Annotated in this window: 19 protein-coding genes; all 19 read left to right on the forward strand. The window is 37.8% G+C overall.

The genetic code is table 11. From position 1 onward, the window contains the following. Positions 1-155 precede the first annotated feature (155 nt). Positions 156-1,718, forward strand: coding sequence for a L,D-transpeptidase family protein (locus BM107_RS07715; RefSeq protein ID WP_090981956.1), 1,563 nt, complete (start codon positions 156-158; stop codon positions 1,716-1,718). A 72-nt stretch (positions 1,719-1,790) separates the two neighbouring features. Next, entirely contained in the window at positions 1,791-2,483 is a 693-nt protein-coding gene (locus BM107_RS07720) for an NUDIX hydrolase (RefSeq protein ID WP_208864357.1), read from the forward strand. Between the two features lie 68 nt (positions 2,484-2,551). Then, positions 2,552-3,385 (forward strand): ribose-phosphate diphosphokinase, encoded by an 834-nt coding sequence (gene prs, locus BM107_RS07725; protein ID WP_090981958.1) that lies wholly within the window; start codon positions 2,552-2,554, stop codon positions 3,383-3,385. Between the two features lie 6 nt (positions 3,386-3,391). After that, positions 3,392-3,877, forward strand: a complete 486-nt coding sequence (locus BM107_RS07730; RefSeq protein WP_090981960.1) for a nucleoside 2-deoxyribosyltransferase domain-containing protein — start codon at positions 3,392-3,394, stop codon at positions 3,875-3,877. A gap of 10 nt (positions 3,878-3,887) precedes the next feature. Then, positions 3,888-4,847 (forward strand): ADP-ribosylglycohydrolase family protein, encoded by a 960-nt coding sequence (locus BM107_RS07735; protein WP_090981961.1) that lies wholly within the window; start codon positions 3,888-3,890, stop codon positions 4,845-4,847. A gap of 10 nt (positions 4,848-4,857) precedes the next feature. Next, complete coding sequence (locus BM107_RS07740; protein WP_090981963.1) at positions 4,858-5,370, forward strand: O-acetyl-ADP-ribose deacetylase; 513 nt, start codon at positions 4,858-4,860, stop codon at positions 5,368-5,370. A 13-nt stretch (positions 5,371-5,383) separates the two neighbouring features. Then, positions 5,384-5,926 carry an RNA 2'-phosphotransferase gene (locus BM107_RS07745; RefSeq protein WP_090981965.1) on the forward strand — a complete coding sequence of 181 codons (543 nt, stop codon included), beginning with the start codon at positions 5,384-5,386 and terminating at the stop codon, positions 5,924-5,926. 1 nt (position 5,927) lies between these two features. After that, positions 5,928-6,659, forward strand: coding sequence for a metallophosphoesterase family protein (locus BM107_RS07750; RefSeq protein WP_090981966.1), 732 nt, complete (start codon positions 5,928-5,930; stop codon positions 6,657-6,659). A 19-nt stretch (positions 6,660-6,678) separates the two neighbouring features. Continuing rightward, the gene (locus tag BM107_RS07755) at positions 6,679-8,136 is read left to right on the forward strand and encodes a nicotinate phosphoribosyltransferase (RefSeq protein ID WP_090982352.1); all 1,458 of its coding nucleotides are present in this window, start codon (positions 6,679-6,681) and stop codon (positions 8,134-8,136) included. Positions 8,137-8,261: 125 nt separating this feature from the next. Continuing rightward, positions 8,262-8,684, forward strand: a complete 423-nt coding sequence (locus BM107_RS07760) for a hypothetical protein (RefSeq protein ID WP_090981968.1) — start codon at positions 8,262-8,264, stop codon at positions 8,682-8,684. Positions 8,685-8,933: 249 nt separating this feature from the next. Next, on the forward strand, positions 8,934-10,973 hold the full coding sequence (locus BM107_RS07765; protein WP_090981970.1) for a vWA domain-containing protein: 2,040 nt from the start codon (positions 8,934-8,936) through the stop codon (positions 10,971-10,973). Further along, entirely contained in the window at positions 10,970-12,226 is a 1,257-nt protein-coding gene (locus BM107_RS07770; protein WP_090981972.1) for a dihydroorotase, read from the forward strand. The genes BM107_RS07765 and BM107_RS07770 overlap by 4 nt, the downstream gene beginning before the upstream one ends. Before the next feature lie 163 nt (positions 12,227-12,389). Further along, the gene (locus tag BM107_RS07775) at positions 12,390-13,058 is read left to right on the forward strand and encodes a hypothetical protein (RefSeq protein ID WP_090981974.1); all 669 of its coding nucleotides are present in this window, start codon (positions 12,390-12,392) and stop codon (positions 13,056-13,058) included. Between the two features lie 13 nt (positions 13,059-13,071). After that, a complete protein-coding gene (locus BM107_RS07780; RefSeq protein WP_090981976.1) occupies positions 13,072-13,641 on the forward strand; it encodes a DUF4199 domain-containing protein in 570 nt (189 codons plus the stop codon). An 83-nt stretch (positions 13,642-13,724) separates the two neighbouring features. Then, positions 13,725-14,300, forward strand: a complete 576-nt coding sequence (locus tag BM107_RS07785) for an ATPase (RefSeq protein ID WP_090981978.1) — start codon at positions 13,725-13,727, stop codon at positions 14,298-14,300. Further along, on the forward strand, positions 14,290-14,451 hold the full coding sequence (locus BM107_RS24855; protein WP_166672314.1) for a hypothetical protein: 162 nt from the start codon (positions 14,290-14,292) through the stop codon (positions 14,449-14,451). The genes BM107_RS07785 and BM107_RS24855 overlap by 11 nt, the downstream gene beginning before the upstream one ends. Positions 14,452-14,614: 163 nt before the next feature. Continuing rightward, positions 14,615-15,568 (forward strand): glycosyltransferase family 2 protein, encoded by a 954-nt coding sequence (locus BM107_RS07790; protein ID WP_090981980.1) that lies wholly within the window; start codon positions 14,615-14,617, stop codon positions 15,566-15,568. Between the two features lie 73 nt (positions 15,569-15,641). Next, positions 15,642-16,604 carry a glycosyltransferase family 2 protein gene (locus BM107_RS07795; protein ID WP_090981982.1) on the forward strand — a complete coding sequence of 321 codons (963 nt, stop codon included), beginning with the start codon at positions 15,642-15,644 and terminating at the stop codon, positions 16,602-16,604. Between the two features lies 1 nt (position 16,605). After that, positions 16,606-17,394 carry a hypothetical protein gene (locus BM107_RS07800; protein WP_090981985.1) on the forward strand — a complete coding sequence of 263 codons (789 nt, stop codon included), beginning with the start codon at positions 16,606-16,608 and terminating at the stop codon, positions 17,392-17,394. Positions 17,395-17,409 lie beyond the last annotated feature (15 nt).

Genomic DNA, 17,409 nt, shown 5'->3' on the forward strand with positions numbered 1-17,409 from the left:
TTCATAAATTATTTCTGCCAGTATCAATACGTTAGCTGATAAGCGCTGGCAAATATAGTGTTTGATTTGTGAAAACAAAAAATAATGGCACTTAATTTGCCATTATGCTGTTTTTATTGTCATTAACCGTTAATTTATATTAAAATTTTACGCTTTTGAAAAAGTTTCACCTTCTTATTCTGCCATTTATTTTATTTATATCTGCTTGTGGGTGGTTTAAAAGCCCGCCTGAGATTGGGCAAGTGCTATCTGAACATTTCAAGAATAAAATCTATAAAGATTTTGATACTGTAGCTTACGATAGTGTTTTTGTGAAAACAATGGACAGTCTTTCAGGTAAATTCGTAAATCCCAAAGCCATAAAAGCGTTTTATAAGAATAATAATACTCAGCCTAAACTGGTTACACAATTTTACATTAATGGCCAGTTAGACTCACTGGTGAGTTATTTAGATCAAAGCACGGTACATGGCTTTAATCCAAAAATCTTTAAGGGAGATGAAATTAAAGGTTTATTGACTGTGTTAACGGCCAATAAGTTTAAGAAGGTAGAGGAAAGTTATCCTATAATTGCTAAACTGGAACTTCTGTCTGCAAATGCTTATCTAAATTATAACAATTATCTAAAATATGGAGTCGTAAATCCGCGGACCATTTTTTCGCGTTATTACATTAAAGTGAAGCGTCCGGATAGCTTGGGTATGATTAATCTTTTAAAGGGCAAAAGCCTTATAGATACCCTAAAATCCGTTCAGCCAAAGTCGGCTCAATATAAGGCTTTACAAGCTGCTTATTTAAATACAGATTCGCAAAGTGAAAAGCGGATTTTATTGTTGAATATGGAACGTTTCCGCTGGAAAATGCCGGAGACAGGAGACAACTATGTACAGGTAAATATTCCTGATTTTAGGTTGACCTGGTTCGATAAAAAAGATACCTTAATCACGATGAAAGTATGTGTGGGCGGCAAGCGTGAAAATAGTTACGAAGAGAAGCTTAAAGCCTTTTCGAAATCACGCAATTTAGATGACAAACCGAAGAATCATGAGACACCATTATTGTTCAGTAAAATCAACTCTATTCAGGCCAATCCGGTGTGGAATATTCCGGTAAGTATTGCTCAGAGTGAGATCTATTGGATGGCAAGAAAAGACCCTTATTATTTATCGAACAGTAACATCAAAGTTTACTATAAAGATCGGCTGATTGGTGAACCTGATACCATCAACTGGAGCAGGTATTCACGAGATAAATTACCTTTTAAATTTAAGCAGGGATCTGGTGGTGGAAATGCCTTGGGAAAGTTTAAATTTATCTTCGATAATAGCTCGAGTATTTACCTGCACGACACCAATAACAAGAACGGATTTAACTTAACCAACAGGGCCATCAGTCATGGTTGTGTACGCATCGAAAAGCCACTTGAATTTGCTGAACTTTTGGTGAAAGATCCATACACTTATGATAAACTTAGGGCAGAGGTTGATCTGCCACCAGTAGATAGTACGCATATAAAATGGTATAAAAAACGTATGGCCCAAAAGGCAGATACCACCAAGGCTTTTCAATTAAAACCTGCCTGGTTCGGACCAAAGAAACCAGTTCCTTTATTGATTACTTATATTACAGCCTGGTCTCAGAATAATCAGATTGAATACCGTCCCGATGTTTATGGTATGGACGATAAACTTTGGGCGGCAATGAAGAAGTTTAGGTAAGAAATTAAGTATAGCATTCGGTCTTTTACCTGAAAAGCATTAATTTTGTGTTGTTTTTACACAAATTAAGGGATGATCGATCAAAACATTAAAATTGCCGTTGATGCCATTGTATTCGGCTATGAAAAGGGAACACTCTATGTGTTGGCCGTTCAACAGCGCTTTGGTAAACTCGCCGACCGGTGGGTATTGCCCGGTGGATTTATTTTGAATGACGAACCTTTAATAAATGCAGTGGAACGTGAGCTTAGGGAAGAAGCAGGGATAACAGTGAATTATCTGGAGCAATTAGCAACATTCGGCGACAACGTTAAGCGCGACGAACGTTTCAGGGTGATTTCTGTAGCCTATTTTGCCTTGGTAAATCCTAAGAATTTTGTACTCAAGGCTGATACCGATGCCAAAGATGCCAAATGGTTTGATGTAGCGCAGTTGCCAGTATTGGGATATGATCATAATGAAATGATTAAACTTGCTCACCAACGTTTAAAAAGTAAATTGACTTATCAGCCTATCGGATTCGACCTCCTGGACCAGGAGTTTCTGTTCTCCGACCTCGAAAATTTATATTGCTCTATTTTGGAGCGGGATATAGACAGGAGAAATTTCAGAAAAAAAATATTAAGCTTTGGGATTGTTACGGAAACCGATAAAGTGGTCAAAATAGGGTCTAGTGGACGTCCAGGAAAACTTTTCACTTTTGATAAAGCAAAATATAATCAGATTTTAAAAGAAAATTTTCAGTTTGATATTAGGTTTGCGTAAAATAAACACAAATTATTTTTTGTATTCTAATAATGATTTTTATATTTGTGTAAATAATACGCAAATATATGTTAAATCTTCATCCAAGTTTTACTCCGCTAGGCGAAAATAACTTAATCGAGCACAAATCTTTCTTATTTGCAGGTGGGGAGCCACATGTAAAAATTTCAAATAATTTTGATGTAACCAAACCTGTTACCATCACACATCGAATAAATTCCTTTAATGATTTAGGTCTGATCTGCATTACCGTTGATGCCTTGAAAAGAATGGGCGTAAAGGAAATTAATCTTTTCATTCCATATTTTCCGGCGGCGAGGCAAGATCGGGTAATGGTTCCCGGAGAGCCTTTATCGGTAAAAGTTTATGCTGATCTGATTAATGCAATGGCGTTGGCAAGTGTTACCATTTTCGATCCGCATAGCGAAGTGACTCCGGCATTGCTGAATAACTGTGTGACCATTTCTAATCATGAATTTATAAAACAGGTGATTGGGAAAATTGGGAATGAGGTAAAGCTGATTTCCCCTGATGGAGGGGCTTTGAAGAAAATTTATAAAGTTTCTGAATTTTTAGGCGGGACAGAAGTAGTAGAATGCTCCAAAAGCCGCGACGTAAAAACCGGAAAACTTTCTGGTTTTAAAGTATATAGCGAAGATCTGGCCGGGGCAGATTGTTTAATTGTAGACGATATCTGTGATGGTGGTGGGACCTTTATCGGTTTGGCAGAGGCACTAAAGGCTAAAAACGCAGGAAAATTATATCTGGCGATCAGTCATGGCATATTCAGTAAAGGCTTTGAGGTGTTTGATCCATACTTTGAGCAGATTTTTACAACAGATTCGGTCAAAGATGTTGATCATGCCGGCGTAACGCAGATAAAATTAATGGATATTTTATAGAATAATATGAGAACGGTACTACCTCCAGAGATTATTTCGCCGTATGATGTGTCGGTATTTCTTGCCGGAACCATTGATATGGGACATTCGGTTGATTGGCAACAAGAATTTATTCATCAGGCAGAGATGGAAGAAGCCTTAGATGATGTAGTCGTTTTCAATCCACGAAGAAAATTCTGGGATCACAGCTGGACACAGTCGATCGAAAATATATGGTTCAGCGGGCAGGTAAACTGGGAACTGGATGCGATGGAAAGTGCTGATGTGATTTTGTTATTCCTTAAAGCAAATTCCAAATCACCCATTTCGATGATGGAGTTAGGTCTGTTTGCCGACTCGGGAAAGCTGATGGTTTGCTGTGAGGAAGGGTTTTGGAGAAAGGGTAATATCGATATCGTTTGTAAGCGCAAAGGAATCGATCAGTACGATACCTTCGATAAACTTAGTGCTGCTGTAATGGCAAAGCTTAAAAATTTGGTAGAAAGTAAATAAAGCGAAAAAGATGAAAGACATGATTATTCATAGCGCAATGTTCGGACTGGTAATTGGCGATGCTTTAGGCGTTCCTGTGGAATTTAAAACCAGGGCATATTTAAAACGAAACCCAGTTGTTGATATGATGGGCTTCGGTACGCATCATCAGCCCGCAGGCACCTGGAGCGACGATAGCTCGCTTGCGCTTTGCCTTGCCGAAAGTCTTTGCGGTGGTTATAATTTGGATGATATCTCACAAAAATTTCTCCAATGGTATAATGCTGAAATCTGGACGCCTCATGGAAAAGTTTTTGATATCGGAATTGCTACAACAGCGGCAATTAATATGATAAAACATGGGGCCGATCCTGTTTTATGTGGCGGAGCAACTGAAACAGATAATGGAAATGGATCATTAATGCGGATTTTACCCTTATCGTTTTATCTGCATGATGAAAAAGACCTGAAGATGGTTTTTAAATGCGTAAAAGAAGTTTCATCTATCACCCATGCGCATTTTCGTTCCGTTTTTGCCTGCTTTATCTACATCGTTTATGGTTTGGAGCTATTAAAAGGAATTGAAAAACGAGAAGCTTACACCAATATGCAGCTCAAGCTTAAAGATTTTATTGCGGATCATGATTTTGAACAAAAGGAAATTGATTTGTTTAAGAGGGTTTTAATAGATGATATTTCAACTGTTGGTGAAAATGATATTTATTCTTCAGGGTATGTTTTGCATAGCCTGGAAGCTGGTTTGTGGTCTATCCTAACAACCGGATCTTATGAAGATGCTGTTCTAAAAGCGGTTAACTTGGGCGAAGATACCGATACAACGGGCGCAATTACCGGTGGCCTAGCCGGTTTAATCTATGGTTTTAAATCTATCCCTAAAAATTGGATCGACTCCATTGCAAAGAAAGCTGAAATTGAAAAACTTTGCGAAAAAATGAATACTGTATTGAAGAACGTAAGTGAAGAATTTTAAGTAAAAGGCGATGATCATCGAATTAATCAAAGCGGATATAACAACAATCGAAGCCGATGCCATTGTTAATGCAGCGAACAGTTCGTTATTAGGTGGTGGTGGAGTTGATGGCGCTATCCACAGAAAAGGCGGCAAAGCGATTTTAGATGCATGTATGGCCATCAGAAATAAACAAGGGAAGTGCGACACTGGCAATGCGGTAATTACAACTGCAGGTAATTTACCTGCAAAATACGTGATCCATACCGTTGGGCCAGTTTGGAATGGTGAAAGTGAAAGAAATAATGAACTGCTTGCAGCATGTTACCGAAACAGTTTGATGCTTGCAGTAGAAAATGACATAAAGGTTATCGCTTTTCCGAACATCAGCACCGGGATTTATCATTTCCCGAAAGATAAAGCAGCAGAAATTGCCATTAGAACGGTAAATAATTTTGCTCAAAAAGAAAAAATAGAAAAGGTAATCTTCGTTTGTTTCGATGATAAGAATTACGATTTATACCTACAAAGATTAGGGAGGTAATAACTTAATAGTTATGGATAATAAGATAACAAAAGGCATCAGTAAGTCGTTAAGTTACATTTTGAGGCATTCACCAGAAACCATAAAGCTCAAGCTGGATGAAAATGGCTGGGCTGAGGTGGATGAACTGATTGCCAGATTTGACCTTTATGATTTAAAATTAGATTTTGAACTGCTTGAATATGTTGTTGAGCATAACGATAAAAAAAGGTTTGCATTTAACGCAGATAAAACCAAAATAAGGGCAAATCAAGGGCATTCCATTTCAATAGAGCTGGACCTTGATGAGGGGGAACCGCCATCATACCTATATCATGGCACAGTTGAAAAATTCCTGCCTGATATTAAAGCGCAGGGATTGCAGAAAATGAGCAGACAGCACGTGCATTTAAGTGCCGATAAAGAAACCGCCATTAAAGTAGGAGGCAGGAGAGGAAGGCCGATTATCCTCATTATTAACAGTAAAGCAATGAACAAAGCAGGATATAAATTTTATTTATCAGCCAACAACGTATGGCTTACAGCTGTTGTACCTGCTGAATATATCACATTTTAACATGGGCAGGACATTGGTAATAGGGGATATTCATGGCGGATTAAAAGGCCTGATCCAGTTATTCGAACGTGCAGGCGTTTCAAAAGAAGATAAGCTCATCTTTCTGGGAGACTATGTGGATGGCTGGAGTGAATCTGCACAGGTAATTGATCATTTGATCCGCCTGGACGAAAGTCATCAATGCATCTTTATCAAAGGCAACCATGATGCCTGGTGTATAGACTGGCTCGAGAAAGGCATTGTAGATGAGGTTTGGTTTGTGCATGGAGGTAAATTAACCATGGATAGTTATCGTAATTTATCTGATGGCGCGAAGAAAGAACACTTAAATTTCTTTAAGCGAATGAAAGATTATCATGTAGATGGGCAGAACAACCTTTTTATCCATGCAGGTTTTTCTTCCATGCACGGACCAGAAAAAGAGCGCTACTCATCAAATTATTCGTGGGACAGAACGCTTTGGGAAATGGCCCTGGCCATGGATAACCGGATTAAAAAAGATGCAGCAATTTATCCGAAACGTTTATTGTTGTATCACGAAATCTACATTGGCCATACGCCAACGCTTTATTATAACACAAATTTGCCCATGCAGGGCTGTAGCGTTTGGAATATTGATACCGGTGCAGCATTTACCGGAAAATTAAGCTGTTTAGATATCGAAACTAAACAATTTTGGCAAAGTGATACACTACAAAGCCTGTATCCAAACGAAAAAGGAAGAAATAAATAAGATCAAAATACATCAAACCATGAATCCATTATTATTAACAGATGGTTATAAAGTTGACCACCGAAGACAGTACCCTGAAAATACCACATTGGTTTATTCTAACTGGACACCTAGAAAAAGCAGGCTCGAAAACGTAAATCATGTTGTACTTTTTGGCTTGCAATATTTTATTAAAAAATACATTATCGAAGATTTTGACCGAAATTTCTTTAAACAACCGAAAGATGAAATTTTGAAAAAATATGCCCGTAGAATCAATAATTACCTTGGCGAAAACCTGGTAGGCACGCAGCACATTGCCGATTTGCACGATCTGGGTTATATTCCTATGGTTTTTAAATCACTTCCGGAAGGGGCTGAAGTACCTTTGCGCGTACCGATGTTTACGATGTACAATACCAAACCTGAATTCTTCTGGCTGACCAATTATTTTGAAACTTTACTATCGGCTGTGGTATGGTTACCATGCAATTCGGCCACCATTGCCAAACAATACCGTAGCATTTTAGATCAATATGCAACAGAAACTTCATCCGTTCCTGAATTTGTAGATTGGCAAGGTCACGATTTTTCTATGCGCGGTATGGGTGGGATAGAAGCGGCAGTAACCTCAGCAGCTGGTCACTTGCTAAGTTTTACAGGTACAGATACCATTCCGGCGATCGATTTTTTGGAAGAGTATTATAAAGCAGATTCGGATCAGGAATTGATCGGCGGCTCTGTAGCGGCTACAGAACATTCGGTAATGTGTATGGGTACGAATACCGGAGAACTCGAAACTTTTAAAAGGTTGATTTTAGAAGTTTATCCAAAAGGAATAGTTTCCATCGTTTCTGATACCTGGGATTTGTGGAAAGTGTTAACAGAATACCTGCCTGTATTGAAAGATGATATTGTTGCCCGACCTGGTAAGGTGGTTATCAGGCCTGATTCTGGTGATCCTGTTGATATTATCTGTGGAAATCCCGACGGCAAAAATGAAAATGAAAAAAAAGGTGTAATCGAACTGCTTTGGGATGTTTTTGGCGGAAAAACTAACGATAAGGGCTTTAAAGAACTCGTGCCTCAAATTGGTGCCATTTATGGCGATAGCATTACCACTGAGCGGGCTACACAGATCTGTGAGCGTTTAAAAGCCAAAGGTTTTGCATCTACCAATGTAGTGTTTGGCATCGGATCTTTTACTTACCAATATAATACACGCGATACTTTTGGTTTCGCTATGAAAGCCACCTATGGCGAAGTAGATGGTGTTGGTCGTGAAATATTTAAAGATCCCATTACCGATGATGGTACCAAAAAATCAGCAAAAGGTTTATTACAGATTTTTAAAAATGCCCGGGGAGAGTATGAACTAAAAGATCAGTGTACCTGGGAAGAAGAAGCGCAGGGTGAATTAAAAGAAGTTTTCAGAGATGGCAAACTGTTAATTGATTATTCTCTTGCCGAAATTAGAGAAAGGCTAAAGAATAGTTAACTTCGCAAAGTTTTTGAGGCTGTATCAATACTATAAAACTTTCACGCTGAGCCTGTCGAAGGGCAATAATAAAGGGTTTCGACAGGCTCAGCATGAAATATTAGTTGTTAGCTACACCTCATTCAATGAAAGACATCAAAGAAATGCAGGAAACACCTATTTTTAACCATCAGGCTGATATCGTAAATAGTGCCATCAGGTTTATGAACGCATGGTTTAAACAATCAAAGGCGATTACAATGGAACTGAACGATTTTTTTATCCTGCCTGGAAATAAAATTATTGGCAAAGATGTGATCATTGGGCGTTTGAAAGGTATTTTCGGACAATCAGACGGATATGTTGGGGGGCGTTATGATATTATTGATGTTAATTTCGAATTATTTGATGAGGTTAAAGGCATGGGCTTTGTGGAGGGCGTTGCAGGTTACCGGGATGTGATTCAAAAACAATCTAAAATTATAAGCGGACCTTTTAAATTGTATTTTGCATTAAGCAATGGCCAATGGAAAATTGTAAATATCGAATTTCCCGGGTTTAGTTATTAGGTTGAAAAGTTGAGAATATTTTTATTCCACCAAACTTCATCTTAAGGGATAGTTTATCCCATAAACTCTCGTAAGTGCCGTCCTTTAGAGCGGAGTGCAACGCAGTCGAGAACCACGAAGTGCTCAGCGAAGCTAAATCTATCTCGCTAGATCTCTCCATTCCGCGGTGCTCCAGTCGAGATGACGCAACTTAATAATTAAGGAGGAATATTATCCCCAATTCCATATTTTTTCTATCTTTGGTTTTTAATGAATTTCCTTTATCCGGGCTTTCTTTTTGCACTACTATCGGTTGCCATTCCGGTTATCATTCATTTATTCAATTTCAGGAAATTTAAAAAGGTTTATTTCTCTAATGTTCAGCTTTTAAAAGAAGTAGAGCAGCAAAATTCATCAAGAGAAAAACTTAAAAACCTGCTTATTCTTGCATCGCGGATTTTAGCGATCATCTTTTTAGTGCTCGCATTTTCCCAGCCTTACATTCCTGCTCACAACCAAAAAGCTACGGCATTAAACAATATAGTTAGTATTTACATCGATAACTCTTACAGTATGGAAGCCGTTAATAAAGACGGCAGTTTATTGGACGAGGCAAAACGTAGGGCAAAAGAACTGGTTAAAGGTTTCGGAGTGAACGACCGGTTTCAGTTATTAACAAACGATTTCGAAGGGAAACACCAGCGTTTGTTAAATGAAGAATCATTTTTAAAAGCACTGGATGAGGTGAAAATCTCGGCAGCGAGCCGCAATCTCCAGCAGATTTTAAACCGTCAGGAAAATGTTTTATCAGGCGCTGAAAATAAATACAGCTTCTTAATCTCCGATTTTCAAAAAAATATCCTATTCACCAAAAAACTCGAAACCAAAACGGATATTCAATATTCATTTTTAAAATTGAATGCCAATACCTTAGCCAATGTTGCGGTAGATAGCGTTTGGACACTTTCACCAAATCATCAGCCAGGTGCAAATGAACGTTTAGTAGTACAGCTAAAAAATTATTCGGAAGAAGATGCAAAAAATATTCCCTTAAAACTAAGCATTAACAACCAGCAAAAAGGATTGGGTTCTGTAACCATTCCTGCGGGTAAAACAGTGAAAGATACCCTGAATTTCTCTGGACTTAATGCCGGGTGGCAAAAAGGTGTAGTGAGTATTAAAGATTTTCCTGTAACCTTTGATGATACCCTTTCATTCAGCTTTAAAGTGGATAGAAGTTTTCCGGTTTTAAGTATTAACGGGCCTGATGCGGGTAATTATATCAAAGCCTTATTTGCAGCTGACGGATACTACAAATTAGCTGAAAATGTAGAAAGCAACATCAACTATAGCAATTTTACCAATTATGGCTTAATTGTATTGAATGGATTGAAAAATCCTTCCAGCGGACTGGCACAACAGCTAAGAACCTATCTCAAAGCAGGGGGTACAGTTGTGCTTTTTCCAGATCTGGATGCCGATATCCAAACTTATAATTCATTTTTAAGTGGATTGTCGCTTCCCACCATTCAGGGGCTAAATACTACCCCAAGTAGAGTTGATCAGATTGATCTTCAAAATCCAATTTTCAAGACTGTTTTTGAAGAAATTCCTAAAAATCTGGATCTACCAACGGTTTCGCGTTATTATTCTTTTGTGGAGAAAAACACATCCAATAAAGAAGATATCATGTCATTGGCGGGTAGAAGAATTTTTTTTGCTAAATATGGGTTAGGGAATGGGCAGATTTATTTGTCGGCCACCGGTTTGAATGCCAATGACGGAAATCTGGCACGTCATCCGGTTTTTGTACCGTTAATTTATCGCTTAGCCCTAAGTGGGGGGAATGAAATACCACTCTATTATCATATTGGTAATGATAATACATTAGCCAGTAAAAAAATTGCGATAGGCAAAAACCAGAGTTTAAAAATTACGGCCGATCATTTTGAAGCCATACCTGAGATACGACAGGTAGATGGAAAAACATTGATCTATATCGCCGATCAGGTTAAAAATGCAGGCTTTTATAACTTGAAACTTGCTGATTCGCTGCTTGCTGTTTATAGTTTTAACAATGGCCGGACCGAATCTGATTTACATTACCTAAGCAAAACAGAATTGGAGCAATTAGCCGGTAAAAGTAACCTGAAAATATTCGATACCGATAAGGATGCTGTTAAATTAATTGCCGGTGGCAATAAAATCGGACAAACTTTATGGAAACTTTGTCTAATTTTGTCGCTGATTTTTATTGCATCAGAAATTTTGCTCATCCGATTTTTTAATAACACAAAGAAAACAATATGAATCTCCTGGTTAAAAATGTAACCATTGCCGATCCGCAAAGTAAATTCAATAGTCAACAATGCGATGTAAGAGTAGAAAATGGTAAGATCACGAACATAGGTAAATTATCTGCCGATAAAAATGAAACCGTTTTTGATGCTCAGGGTGCTTTTTTAACACCAGGGTTTTTCGATTTAAATTGTGCCGCAGGAGATCCGGGTTTTGAAACGAAGGAAGATCTTGATACGTTAACACAAACGGCGAAAGCCGGTGGATTTACAGGATTGGCCTTGTTACCGCAAACCAATCCGGTTGTACAGTCGAAATCTCAGGTCGAATATATCGTTAATAAGGCCAAAAATAATCTGGTTGACGTTCTTCCTGTGGGGGCCATCAGCCAAAACCGGGAGGCAAAAGAATTAGCTGAACTTTTCGATATGCAACAGGCGGGTGCTGTAGCCTTCTCTGATGGCGATAAAGCCCTGCAAGACGACGGCTTTATGAGCAGAGCCTTACAATATGCCAAAGGTTTTGATGCATTGTTAATGGTTTATCCCGAAAATAAATCAATTGCAGGTAAATCGCAGATTAACGAAAGTAAAAATTCAGTGCTTCTGGGGATGAAAGGTTTGCCTGCATTGGCCGAGGAAATGCACATTGCACGCGATATTTTTTTAGCAGGCTATAACGAGACCAAAATCCATATCAGTAATATTTCAACCGCAGGTGCAGTTGCTTTAATCCGTAAGGCAAAAAAAGATGGTGTTCAGGTTTCATGCGATGTAACGGCACATCACCTCGTATTTACAGAAGAACTTTTAACCGATTTTGATAGCAATTATAAGGTTAAACCACCCTTGCGTGGAAAAGCTGATGTAAAGGCATTAATTGCAGGTTTAAAAGACGGAACCGTTGATGCAATTACTTCCCAGCACCGCCCGGAGGAAATAGAATTTAAAAATGTAGAGTTCGAAATTGCCCATTACGGCATTGTGGCCCTACAAACGGTGTTGCCGTTGTTGTTAAAAGCTGGATTGGATATTGCTTTAATTGCCGAAAAATTAGCCATTAATCCGCGAAAATTGTTAAATTTAACAGTTCCGGTAATTGAAGAAGGGGCATCAGCTAACTTCGCGGTTTTCAATGCAAGCGAAAAATGGCTATATAATGCAGCCAGTAATTATTCCAAATCGGCAAATAGTCCGCTGTTGGGTAGCGAGCTTACCGGTAAAGTAAAGCTGGTTTGTAACAATGATCAATACTGGGAGAGTTAAGGTTAAAGGTTAGAAAGTTGAGGACAAAAGGTTTTTAATGATCTCAAATGATATAGTATAAAAATTATTGATAAATTAACAGGTTATAAGGACTTAGACTGAAGCAAGAAATGATAATTTTGTTGTTCAGGTCATACAATCTTATCATCCTAAAATCTTAATCATGGATAATAGAGTAAAAAAAGCATTAAGTGCTTCAATTAATAAATATGCTGAGATTTCGGCAATCAATGTTGAAGGTTTTGAAACAGAATTATTGTCTGCTTTTGAACTGGATGTTAACTTTTTAGATAAGGCTACCGCTTTTGATGCTGTTTTTGATTCGCATCCAAAATTTGAAGAGCTGAGAGAAGTATTTTTCGATTTACTGATGGTAAATTTCTTCAGCAGCGACGTGCAAAAACTGGAAGATGATTATTTGGAAAGCGATGAATGGGCCAATATTGAAGAGGAAACCATTGACAGGGGAACCGAACTTTTAAATCTCTTGTTATATATTAAAGAGTGCAAGGATGAAGATTTGGATCCTGAACTGGGTGATTTCCTGAAAGAATTTTTGTTGGTAGAAGACGATGAATTTCAGGATGAGTTTGAGATTTACGAAGAGCTGATCAGCAACCAGCAACTGGCCGAAAGCAGTGTAGAAGAAATCTGTAAAACGGCTGCAAAATTAAATATCAGCGAAGAAATGCAGGAATTGTTCGTTCCTTTTATGGTTTTCTTCCTGGATGTTGAAGGCAGTAAGGAAACTGAAAAAGAATTAATTCAGTTTAGCCGTAACAAAGCTTTCGACGCTGCATCTTATACATTGATCACAACAATCAATAACTAAAAAATTAAAAAAAATGGACAAGAGTGCTCTTATTTCCAAATTAGCTTTAAAAAATGGATTAATGTTGGCTGCGGTTTCAATCGTGTTATCATTAACCCTGCATTTTATCGATCCCGTTTTAATTTACACCAGTTTTATGGCGCAAATATTAATATTTGTTTTATTTATCGTCTTATTGGTAGTAGTGGGGATTAACATTCGTAAAGAAATTGGTGGTTTTTGGACATTTGGAGAAGCTTTCAAAGCTTTTTTGATTGTTTCGTTAATTTTGGCATTAACGGCTACACTTTACAACGTAGTACTCATGAAATTTATTGATCCAGATCTTCCGGCGAAGGCTGCAGATGCGATTGAAACTGCGCAAAGAGCGATGATGGAAAAATTTGGAATGGCCAGTGAACAAATTGATGAAGCGATGGCCAAAGCGGGCAATATGCAGGAAAAACTCGAGCCTACCTTTAAAAATATATTTACCAGTTTTGGCGTTTCACTTGCCTTGTATGGTGTGCTTTCGCTCATACTTGCCGCTATTTTGAAAAGAAAAGAACCAGTTACCTTTAACTCGTTTCCAAAAGAAGACTAATTTCTTCTCTAAAATTTTGAAAGTGCAGGTTTTATCATTATTTTGATGAAATCTGCACTTTTTAGTTTAACTAGCTACTGGTAATGCATCATTTATATATTATTTCGGGTTGTAATGGAGCTGGTAAAACAACGGCATCATTTACTGTCCTCCCTGAAATTCTTGATTGTAGGGAATTTGTGAATGCCGATGAAATCGCCCGTGGAATATCTCCGTTTAAGCCTGAAAGCGTAGCCATTCAGGCAGGAAAAATTATGCTGAACCGGATTGATGAGCTGCTATTGCAAGAGGTAGATTTTGCTATTGAAACTACGCTCACTACTAAATCTTACTTGAATACAATTAAAAAAGCAAAGGCTTTAGGTTATCAGGTAACGCTTTTATTTTTTTGGCTAAATGATGTAGAACTTGCTATTGAAAGGGTTAAAATGAGAGTGTCTGAAGGTGGACACGATATCCCTGAAGATGTAATCAGAAGAAGGTATAATAAAGGAATACAAAATTTACAGCAGTTTGCCAATGTTGCTGATTACTGGTTAATAATCAATAGTTCAGATAGGGAATTACAATTCATAGCAGAAGGGAATTTGACGGATGAAATCACTATCTTTGAAAAAAAGACTTGGTTGAAATTTAATTTTTTACCTAATGGAAAATAAGAACAATGTTGAATTGCGGGATAAAATACGTCTGGGCCTCAATTTAGCATTCAAAAAACTTGTCGCATATAAAGCGAAAAACGATGGTGTTTTGGTTTTTTCCGATCAGGGAAAAATTATAAAAGTAAAAGCTAAAGACATCAAATTATAATCAAATCAAAAATTTTCAACGTGCAGGTTTTATCATTTAATTTGATGAAATTTGCACGTTTTAATTTAACAAACCTTGCAGGTTTCTAAACGGCGTAGCCCTCAATGAGACTGTTGAAAACAACATACAAAACGAATTAAACCTGTGAGGTTTATGCTTAAAAATGGATATATCAATTGTAGTACCCTTGTTTAATGAAGATGAATCCTTGCCGGAATTAACGGCCTGGATTGATAAAGTGATGATAACCAATAATTTCAGCTATGAAATTATACTTGTTGATGATGGTAGCACCGATAGATCCTGGGCTGTAATTGAAGATTTGAGACTTCAAAACCCTGCCATAAAAGGCATTAAATTTAGGCGTAATTACGGTAAATCTGCCGCTTTAAATGTCGGTTTCGAAGCTACGCAGGGTGATGTGGTGATTACCATGGATGCAGACCTGCAGGATAGTCCGGACGAAATACCGGAGTTGTACCGACGTATTAAAGAAGAGAAACTGGACCTGATTTCAGGCTGGAAAAAGAAACGCTACGATCCGATTACGAAAACCATTCCCACGAAACTCTTTAACGCGGCTACCCGTAAAATGAGCGGTATCGAACTAAACGATTTTAACTGTGGCTTAAAGGCTTATCGGAGTGATGTAATCAAAACCATCGAAGTTTATGGTGAAATGCACCGTTATATCCCCGTTATTGCCAAATGGGCCGGCTTTGGTAAAATAGCTGAGCAGGTGGTAGAACACCGTGCACGTAAATATGGCACAACCAAATTTGGTTTCAGCAGGTTTATCAATGGCTTTTTAGATTTACTTTCTATTTTCTTTGTGGGTAAATTCGGCAAGCGCCCAATGCACTTTTTTGGGTCGTTGGGAGTTTTAAGTTTTCTTATTGGTACTTTTATGGCACTATGGATGATCGGTGAAAAACTCTATCACCTTGCCGCACATATTCCTTACAAAAGAGAAATTACTGACCAACCGTTATTTTATATTGCGTTGGTTGCTATTATTGTAGGCTCGCAAATGTTCTTGACAGGTTTTGTGGCCGAACTGGTAACCCGTAACGCACCAGAAAGAAACCAGTATTTGATAGAAAAGGAATTAAGGTAGAAGGTTAGAAGGCGGAAGGTTTTATCCGCTCAAACCCTCAACCTTTAAACCCTCAAGCTTCAACCTCCAAAAAATGTTTTTCTCCATTATCATCCCCCTTTACAATCGTCCGCAGGAAATTGACGAACTTTTATACACTTTAACTAAACAGACTTATTTACAGTTTGAGGTTTTGGTTATTGAGGATGGCTCTAAAAACGATGCGAAGGAAATCGTTGCTTCTTATGCAGATCGACTGGATGTTAAATACTATTTCAAGGAGAATGCGGGACAGGGTTTTGCCCGTAATTTTGGCTTTGAAAGAGCTAAAGGCGATTACTTTGTTATTTTCGACTCTGACATTCTGGTTCCGGCCAATTACTTAGAGATTGTTAAAAATTATCTGTACGAACATCATTTAGACGCCTATGGTGGTCCTGATGCAGCGCATGACAGTTTTACACCTGTACAGAAAGCAATCAGTTACGCCATGACATCGCCTTTCACCACAGGCGGCATCCGTGGAAACAAACAGCATGTAGGGCAGTTCCATCCCCGCAGTTTTAACATGGGCGTTTCCCGTCAGGCCTGGGAAAAAGTAGGCGGGTTTATTTTAACGCGTTTAGGCGAAGATATTGAATACAGTATCCGCATACATGAGAACGGTTTTAAGATTGGTTTGATTCCCGATGCAAAGGTTTATCATAAGCGCCGCACCAGCTTTAGCCAGTTTTATAAACAACTGCATTTTTTTGGCAGGGCCAGGATTAATATATATAAACATTTTCCAAAAGAGTTAAAGCTCGTTCATTTTTTTCCTGCCTTTTTTACATTGGGCTTTGGTTTCACTATTTTGTGTAACTTTATATATCCTCCATTGGCATATGTTTGTAACTTCTTCTTATTGATTTACTTTATGTTGATATTTTTTTATTCATGGTCTGTAAATAAATCGTTAAAAGTTGCATTTTTGAGCATTGTATCCTCATTTATCCAATTAACTGCTTATGGTTTAGGGTTTATACAGGATTTATTTAAACGTGTGGTATTCAAATAACATGATCAATTATTTAAAAGAAAGTACTTTTGCCGTTAATGATGTGATGCAAAAAGCCTGGGGCATCACCAGAAAACACTATTTCTCAATTGCTACATTATGTTTTTTGATGTTTATTACCGCCAGTGCATCAAGTTTAATGGCCTTTTTTATTAAAGATGTGAGCAAAGCTTTAAGCGTGATCATGGTGATCATTTTCGTTCTGCTTTATTTTACCATAAATCTCTCATTGTTTAAGTACATCTTTCATTTAATGGATGATGAGGAAAACGATGTGAAGATTGTTGATACACTCCCAACCAGACAGCAGATTATCAGGTTTCTGATCGCTACCCTTTATTTTGTAGGCTGTATCCTTGGTGTTTATCTTGTTGTCATTCTGGTCGCTTTTCCATTTATTTATACCGGGATTAATTTATCGATCGTTAAAAATGTAGCCATCTCGGTAGGGATTATTGCCATTTTCATCACCTGGTTAAGGATTTCATTTTTTCCGTTTTTTATTATCGATAAAGGTGCAACACCATTTGATTCTATCAAATTAAGTTTGGCTACCACCAAAGGAAATTTCACTAAGATATTATTGCTATTGGTTGTTTTGGGTGGTGGATATTTAATTTACCTGTTATTAAATTACCTGCAATGGCCTTTAATTGCCTTTATTGTAAATATTTTAAGTTCATTCATTATTGTTCCACTATCAAGTGTGGCCTTAACCGTTGCATACCGTAAAATTTCAAGCGAGTATAAAGGTGATCAGCATCCTGATATTTTACATAATATAGTTTAACCCCCAACCCCTGAA

The organism is Pedobacter suwonensis, assembly GCF_900111825.1.
GTDB classification, from domain to species: domain Bacteria; phylum Bacteroidota; class Bacteroidia; order Sphingobacteriales; family Sphingobacteriaceae; genus Pedobacter; species Pedobacter suwonensis.

Excerpts from the sequence above, each read along its gene's own strand:
- BM107_RS07770 (WP_090981972.1), top strand. The coding sequence starts at position 10,970 with ATGAATCTCCTGGTTAAAAATGTAACCATTGCCGATCCGCAAAGTAAA.
- BM107_RS07785 (WP_090981978.1), top strand. The coding sequence starts at position 13,725 with ATGCATCATTTATATATTATTTCGGGTTGTAATGGAGCTGGTAAAACA.
- BM107_RS07750 (WP_090981966.1), top strand. The coding sequence starts at position 5,928 with ATGGGCAGGACATTGGTAATAGGGGATATTCATGGCGGATTAAAAGGC.
- BM107_RS07775 (WP_090981974.1), top strand. The coding sequence starts at position 12,390 with ATGGATAATAGAGTAAAAAAAGCATTAAGTGCTTCAATTAATAAATAT.
- BM107_RS07795 (WP_090981982.1), top strand. The coding sequence starts at position 15,642 with ATGTTTTTCTCCATTATCATCCCCCTTTACAATCGTCCGCAGGAAATT.
- BM107_RS07800 (WP_090981985.1), top strand. The coding sequence starts at position 16,606 with ATGATCAATTATTTAAAAGAAAGTACTTTTGCCGTTAATGATGTGATG.
- BM107_RS24855 (WP_166672314.1), top strand. The coding sequence starts at position 14,290 with ATGGAAAATAAGAACAATGTTGAATTGCGGGATAAAATACGTCTGGGC.
- BM107_RS07790 (WP_090981980.1), top strand. The coding sequence starts at position 14,615 with ATGGATATATCAATTGTAGTACCCTTGTTTAATGAAGATGAATCCTTG.
- BM107_RS07745 (WP_090981965.1), top strand. The coding sequence starts at position 5,384 with ATGGATAATAAGATAACAAAAGGCATCAGTAAGTCGTTAAGTTACATT.
- prs (WP_090981958.1), top strand. The coding sequence starts at position 2,552 with ATGTTAAATCTTCATCCAAGTTTTACTCCGCTAGGCGAAAATAACTTA.
- BM107_RS07720 (WP_208864357.1), top strand. The coding sequence starts at position 1,791 with ATGATCGATCAAAACATTAAAATTGCCGTTGATGCCATTGTATTCGGC.
- BM107_RS07735 (WP_090981961.1), top strand. The coding sequence starts at position 3,888 with ATGAAAGACATGATTATTCATAGCGCAATGTTCGGACTGGTAATTGGC.
- BM107_RS07755 (WP_090982352.1), top strand. The coding sequence starts at position 6,679 with ATGAATCCATTATTATTAACAGATGGTTATAAAGTTGACCACCGAAGA.
- BM107_RS07740 (WP_090981963.1), top strand. The coding sequence starts at position 4,858 with ATGATCATCGAATTAATCAAAGCGGATATAACAACAATCGAAGCCGAT.
- BM107_RS07730 (WP_090981960.1), top strand. The coding sequence starts at position 3,392 with ATGAGAACGGTACTACCTCCAGAGATTATTTCGCCGTATGATGTGTCG.
- BM107_RS07765 (WP_090981970.1), top strand. The coding sequence starts at position 8,934 with ATGAATTTCCTTTATCCGGGCTTTCTTTTTGCACTACTATCGGTTGCC.
- BM107_RS07760 (WP_090981968.1), top strand. The coding sequence starts at position 8,262 with ATGAAAGACATCAAAGAAATGCAGGAAACACCTATTTTTAACCATCAG.
- BM107_RS07780 (WP_090981976.1), top strand. The coding sequence starts at position 13,072 with ATGGACAAGAGTGCTCTTATTTCCAAATTAGCTTTAAAAAATGGATTA.